7 protein-coding genes are annotated in these 5,045 nt (G+C 71.8%); 4 read left to right on the top strand and 3 right to left on the bottom strand.

Translation table 11 applies throughout. From position 1 onward, the window contains the following. A partial coding sequence (locus K1Y73_RS21265) for a hypothetical protein (RefSeq protein WP_225030395.1) occupies positions 1-180 on the top strand: 180 nt, incomplete at its 5' end. 58 nt (positions 181-238) lie between these two features. On the opposite strand, the gene K1Y73_RS21260 is transcribed toward K1Y73_RS21265, so the two are convergent. Next, entirely contained in the window at positions 239-925 is a 687-nt protein-coding gene (locus tag K1Y73_RS21260; protein WP_225030394.1) for a D-lyxose/D-mannose family sugar isomerase, read from the bottom strand. A 135-nt stretch (positions 926-1,060) separates the two neighbouring features. Between K1Y73_RS21260 and K1Y73_RS21255 the strand changes: the two genes are divergently transcribed. Then, a complete protein-coding gene (locus tag K1Y73_RS21255) occupies positions 1,061-1,420 on the top strand; it encodes a DUF1304 domain-containing protein (protein ID WP_225030393.1) in 360 nt (119 codons plus the stop codon). Between the two features lie 56 nt (positions 1,421-1,476). Here the strand turns inward: K1Y73_RS21255 and K1Y73_RS21250 are convergent, their stop codons facing one another. Continuing rightward, the gene (locus K1Y73_RS21250) at positions 1,477-2,268 is read right to left on the bottom strand and encodes a gamma-glutamyl-gamma-aminobutyrate hydrolase family protein (protein ID WP_225030392.1); all 792 of its coding nucleotides are present in this window, start codon (positions 2,266-2,268) and stop codon (positions 1,477-1,479) included. Between the two features lie 217 nt (positions 2,269-2,485). On the opposite strand from K1Y73_RS21250, the gene K1Y73_RS21245 reads away from it, so the two are divergent. Next, positions 2,486-3,445 (top strand): NAD-dependent epimerase/dehydratase family protein, encoded by a 960-nt coding sequence (locus tag K1Y73_RS21245; protein ID WP_225030390.1) that lies wholly within the window; start codon positions 2,486-2,488, stop codon positions 3,443-3,445. Here the strand turns inward: K1Y73_RS21245 and K1Y73_RS21240 are convergent. Then, entirely contained in the window at positions 3,415-4,128 is a 714-nt protein-coding gene (locus K1Y73_RS21240) for an MBL fold metallo-hydrolase (protein WP_225030388.1), read from the bottom strand. The two genes, K1Y73_RS21245 and K1Y73_RS21240, sit on opposite strands and share 31 nt — an antisense overlap. Positions 4,129-4,284: 156 nt before the next feature. Here K1Y73_RS21240 and K1Y73_RS21235 point away from each other — a divergent pair, with 156 nt between their 5' ends. Beyond that, positions 4,285-4,974 (top strand): exopolysaccharide biosynthesis protein, encoded by a 690-nt coding sequence (locus tag K1Y73_RS21235; protein ID WP_225030386.1) that lies wholly within the window; start codon positions 4,285-4,287, stop codon positions 4,972-4,974. The last annotated feature ends 71 nt before the right edge of the window (positions 4,975-5,045 follow it).

Here is a 5,045-nt window from a genome sequence, read left to right as displayed (position 1 = left end):
CCGGCCGCCGCCCCGGCGCTGGATTCGCCCGAGCCCGTGGCGCCTGCCGCCGTGGCCCCTGCCGCGCCCGCAGCGCCCGCTCCGGCGGCCCCGGCCGCCGATGCGCCCGCAGCCGACGCCCCCGCCGCGGCGCCCAGCTGCCCGGTGGCCCTGGTCGACGGCGCCTGCCCGCAGGGCTAAGCCCCGCCAGACAGGAACACATCAGGCCGCAGCTTCGCCAGAAGCTGCGGCCTTTTTCCTATCCCAGCCAGCGATCGTAATCGCTGACCAGCAGATGGGTCGGCGGCTCGTCCTCGACGATCTCGGCAAAGCGGCCGATCGGTTCGCGGAAGATGTTGTCGGTCAGATCGTCATTGACGGTCGACACCTCGCCGATCAGCACATCGCCGCCCTCGCCCCAGAACGCATGCCAGTCGCCCGGCATCAGCGTGACGCTTTCCCCGGGCGCCAGGCGCAGCTTCTGGCCCGGCGCATAGGGCGTGGCGATGCCGTCGCAATGCACCAGACCGCCGCGATCCCCGGCAAAGCCGCCCTGATCGTCGCTGCCATACAGTTCCACCACCAGCGTCGCGCCACCGCGGTTGATGATATCCTCGGCCTTCAGCACATGGGTATGCATCGGCGACAGCTGATCCTGCCGCGAAATCAGCAGCTTCTCGGCATAGCACATGCCGCCGCCGCGCTGCAGATCGGCCAGTTGGCCATTGCGCAGGGTGAACAGGAACAGGCCCATCTGGTCAAAGCGGCCCTGGCCGTAATCGGTGATGTCCCAGCCGCAACGGCCCTGGATCACCCGTTCCGCCTGGGCGCGGCGGGCGCGGAACGTGTCGGGCGACCAGGCCGCAAAGGGCGGCAGGGCAAAGCCGTAATGCGCGATCATCTCGGCCGCTTCGGCCATGATCGCATTGATGCGCGACCGTTTCATCTGTGTCTCCCCGGTTTTCGTTCAGCATAGGCGGCGGGCGGCCCTGCGCCAAGCCTTTGGACCCGCCCGCGCGCGCGGGCGATTGCGGGGCGGGCCCGGCCCGGCTAGGCTGCCGCCACCTGCCGGAGAGATCGCATGCTGACCACGATCCTGATCGCCCTGATCGCTGCCCTGCATCTGTGGATCCTGGTCCTCGAGATGGTTCTGTGGACCCATCCCGCCGGGCGACGCGCCTTCGGCACCAGCGCCGACTTCGCCGAGGCGACCAAGGTTCTGGCCGCCAATCAGGGCCTGTATAACGGATTTCTGGCCGCCGGTCTGGCCTGGGCCGCGATCGCCGGGCCGATGGGCGCGGGCCAGGGCCCGGCGCTGTTCTTCCTGATCTGCGTGCTGGTGGCCGGGGTCTATGGCGGGCTGACCGCGAACCGGCGCATCCTGGCGGTCCAGGCCGCGCCCGCGGCGCTGGCGCTGGCCAGCTGGATGGCGGGGCTGTAGCGCCCCCGCCCTTCGCCGTTTCCCGCCCTTCGCCGTTTCCTGCCGCCTTCTGCGGCCTATTCGGCCGCCTGCGCCGCCGGGCGCTGGCCCGCGGCCCAGGCGTCCAGCGCCGCGCCGAAGGCCTGGAACAGCGGGCGCGAGACCGGATCCTCGCCCGCGCGATATTCGGGGTGCCACTGCACCGACAGGGTGAAGCCCGGCGCGTCTTTCACATAGATCGCCTCGGGCGTGCCATCCTCGGCCAGACCGTCGATCACGATCCGCGCCCCCGGCCGGGCGATGCCCTGGCCATGCAGCGTGTTGGTCATCACCTTCTCGGCCCCCATCAGCCGCGCGAACACCCCGCCCGGCGTGAAGCTGACGCTGTGGCGCAGCGCGAAGACCTCTTCCTCGGTGCCATCGGGCGGCATGCGGTGATTCATCCGGCCCGGCAATTCGCGGATCTCGGGGTGAAGCGAGCCGCCCATGGCCACATTCACCTCTTGAAAGCCGCGGCAGATGCCGAAGAAGGGCTGGCCGCGGTCAACACAGGCGCGGATCAGCGGCAGGGTGATCGCATCGCGGCCGCGGTCAAAGGCGCCATGGGCCGGCGTCTCGGCCTCGCCATATTCGCTGGGATGCACATTGGGCCGCCCGCCGGTCAGCAGGAAGCCATCGCAGACCTCCATCAGCGCCTCGACCGAGACATGGCGCGGATCGGCCGGCACGATCAGCGGCAGCGCGCCGGACACTTCGGCCACGGCGGCCACGTTCATCTCGCCGCCGGCATGCACCCGGTAGCGGTCGTTCATCGCGTGGATATTGCCGATGATCCCCACGACAGGGCGCCGGCTGGAGCGGAGGCACATGGCATGGCCCAGATTGTGACAAGATGACAAAAACATAGCCCCGCGCGCCGCGGCTGAGAAGCCCCCCCTGCCGCACAGAGCCGCGCCATTCCCGCACATTGCCCGCCTTTCGGGCAGGTCGGGCCGGCGGCCGCCAGGCGAATGGCGAAAATCCGAAGGGTTTCTGCGATGACGCCGGGCGCAGCCTGTGCTTTTCTGGGATCACGGAGGGGGCGCGATGCATGTTCTCATCATCGGCGCTGCCGGGCTTCTGGGGCGCAGGCTGTCGGCCGCCATCGGGCGCGGCGATCTGGCGGTCAGCCGGCTGACCCTGGCCGATCTGTCGCCGCCCGCCGCGCCCGTGGGCCTGCCCGCGCGCCGGCTGACCCTGTCGCTGGCCGAACGCAGCGCGCCGCAGCGCCTGCTGGCCGACCGGCCCGATCTGATCTTCCACCTGGCCGGCCTGTCCCCCGCCGAAGCCGAGGCCGAGCCGGAGAAGGCCTATGCCCTGCATGTCGAGGCGACCCGCGCCCTGTTCGAGGCGATCCGCCGCCTGCCCGGCTACCGGCCGCGGCTGATCCTGGCCTCGACCCTTGCGGTCTTCGGGCCGCCCTGCCCCGACCGGATTCCCGACGATTTCGCCCCCCGGCCGGTCACCTCTTACGGCAGTCAGAAGCTGATGGCCGAGGCGCTGCTGAACGATCTGTGCCGCCGGGGCGCGCTGGACGGGATCGCGCTGCGCCTGCCCACGCTGTGCATCCGCCCCGGCCCCGCGGGCGCCGCCGCGACCGACCTGTTCTCGACCCTGCTGCGCGACCCCCTGGCGGGCTACCCGACCAGCCTGCCGGTGCCGGCCGATCTGCGCCATGTGCTGGCCAGCCCGCGCGCTGCCACGGGCTTTCTGCTGCATGCCGCGCAGATCGACACGGCGGTCCTGGGCGCGGACCGGGCGCTGACCCTGCCGGGCCTGTCGGCCAGCGTGCAGGATCTGCTGGCAGCCTTGCGCGACCGGCAGGGGGCGCGGGCGCTGTCGCTGATCCGCGCCGCCCCCGATCCGCGCCTGACGGCCGATCTGGCGCGCTGGCCCCCCGCGGTCGAGGCGGCCCGCGCCCAGGCCCTGGGCTTTGCGGCCGAGATCCGGGTCGGCCAGCTGATCGACGCCTATCTTCAGGACGACGCGCCCTTCCTGCGCAGATAGGCCTCGGCCAGCGCGCGCAGCCGCGGCCCGTCCATCACCGGCCCATGCCCGCCGATCGCCAGCCGGCACTCGAAACCGCGCAGCCGCTGCATCGTGGCGATGTAATCGGGGACCGAGGCGCCAGGCAGATCGTCGATCAGCAGCGCGTCATAGATCGCGTCGCCCGAGATCAGAACCCCGTCGACCGCATCGAACAGCCCGATCCCGCCGGGCGAATGGCCGGGCAGGTGCAGCACGGTGAAGACCCGGTCGCCCAGGTCGATCCGGTCGCCCTCGGCCAGCGCCGCCGTCAGGGGCGCGGGGGGCAGATGCCAGTCGGCGGCGCGCCAGCCGGGATGCGGCGGCCGGGTCACGACATCGGGCCAGTCGCGGAAGGCGGCCTCGAAGGTCGCGGCCGGGTCCTGCCCCGCAAAGCCCGCCGCCTCGGCCGCATGGCCGCGCCGGTCGGCGAAGGCGTGAAAGCCGCCGATGTGATCGACATGGGCATGCGTGGCGACCGCGATCACCGGCGCGCCCGACAGCGGCAGCAGCCCCGCCAGCGGCACGATCCCGCAGCCGAAATCCACCTGCAGATCGGCATCGCGCCCGCGCACCGTCACCAGTGCGGCGCGGAACATCGGGTCCACCGCCGGCTCTTCGCTGCGCCAGATCCCGGGCGCGACTTCGCTGCGTTCAAGCCACATCCTGTCCTCCGGATCGGCGCCATACTGCCAAAGCCCCCCGCGCCCGGCAAGCCCGCCCCCCAGCCCCCCTTGCCGCCGGCCGCGCTTTGCCCCACTTGAGGGCACAGGCGCCCCCGTCCGGGACCCGCGCCAGCAAAAGGACCGGCCTGGCCGGAAGTGACGCAGATTTCACACGCCCCGAACCCTTCCCCGGTCCCCCGCGCCCGGCCCGCTGCGACAGCCGGGTCGCAGGCCGACCATCGCCTGCCGCCGCCGCGGCTGACCGAGATCCTCTCGGGCCTGGCCGCCGATGACGGGCGCGAGCGGATTGCGGTCTCGGACATGCTGGAAACCATGCGCGCGCGCGCCTTCGGGGCGCTGCTGCTGATCTTCGCCTTCCCGAACATCCTGCCCTCGCCGCCGGGGCTGGCCGGGATCCTGGGGCTGCCGCTGATGTTCCTGTCGGCGCAGATGATGCTGGGGATGCAGCCCTGGCTGCCGGGCTTCATCGCCCGCCGGTCGATGCCGCGCGGCGCCTTTGCCACCATGGTCGAGAAGATCAACCCCTGGCTGGCCCGGGCCGAGCGGCTGATGAAGGCGCGGCTGACGCTGCTGGCCTCGCCCTTCGCGCAACGTGCCATCGGCGCGCTGTGCCTGGTCCTGTCGGTCGCGCTGGCCCTGCCCATTCCCTTCGCCAATCTTGCCCCGGCGCTGGCGATCTGCCTGATCGGCCTGGGCGTTCTGGAACGCGACGGGCTGTGGATCATCCTGGGCTTCATCGCCGCGCTGGGCGCGCTGATCTATGTGGCCGGAATGGGCTATGCGCTGGTCAAATCGGCGCTGTTCGTGATCGGCAACGCGTTCTAGGGCGCGAAGCGGCGCGGTCAGGCGCGCGTCGCCTGCGCCACCGCCTGCGCCGCCGCGACCACGCCGCCCGC

It is taken from the genome of Xinfangfangia pollutisoli (assembly GCF_020179405.1).
GTDB classification, from domain to species: domain Bacteria; phylum Pseudomonadota; class Alphaproteobacteria; order Rhodobacterales; family Rhodobacteraceae; genus Pseudogemmobacter; species Pseudogemmobacter pollutisoli.
This window is presented reverse-complemented; position numbering and strand designations above follow the sequence as displayed.

Coding starts and splice junctions, on each gene's coding strand:
- K1Y73_RS21250 (WP_225030392.1), bottom strand. CDS start 2,268: ATGTGCCTCCGCTCCAGCCGGCGCCCTGTCGTGGGGATCATCGGCAAT.
- K1Y73_RS21255 (WP_225030393.1), top strand. CDS start 1,061: ATGCTGACCACGATCCTGATCGCCCTGATCGCTGCCCTGCATCTGTGG.
- K1Y73_RS21260 (WP_225030394.1), bottom strand. CDS start 925: ATGAAACGGTCGCGCATCAATGCGATCATGGCCGAAGCGGCCGAGATG.
- K1Y73_RS21240 (WP_225030388.1), bottom strand. CDS start 4,128: ATGTGGCTTGAACGCAGCGAAGTCGCGCCCGGGATCTGGCGCAGCGAA.
- K1Y73_RS21245 (WP_225030390.1), top strand. CDS start 2,486: ATGCATGTTCTCATCATCGGCGCTGCCGGGCTTCTGGGGCGCAGGCTG.